We start from the raw sequence: 266 nt of genomic DNA, 5'->3' as shown, positions 1-266 counted from the left end.
AAGTCGCGCTCGTGGTCCATCTCGGCCTGCTTCAGCTTCACGATCGCGTCCGGATTGCTCGCGAGCGCCGTCATGATGCTGTCCGGCGTCGGGTCGGTGCCGAGCGCCTTCGCGATCACCGACGCAGCAAGGCCGACACCGGCCCCGACGACCGTCCCCACGCCGGGCACGGCATTTCCAAGGATCGGCGCGAACTTGGATACCGCCGCGGCGATATCTCCCCATGTGCTCATGCTGTCACTCCCAATGCTGATTTTGCCGATTCC

General features: G+C 65.0%; 1 protein-coding gene. It reads right to left on the bottom strand.

Features of this window, described 5'->3' with window-relative positions; genetic code table 11:
• Positions 1-233 (bottom strand): hypothetical protein (locus SB775_RS30280; RefSeq protein WP_410864948.1); only part of this gene is annotated, 233 nt, incomplete at its 3' end.
• Between the last annotated feature and the right edge of the window lie 33 nt (positions 234-266).

The organism is Peribacillus sp. SIMBA_075 (genome assembly GCF_046534585.1).
Note: the sequence above shows the minus strand (reverse complement) of the source record. Positions and strands in the feature narration are given on the sequence as shown.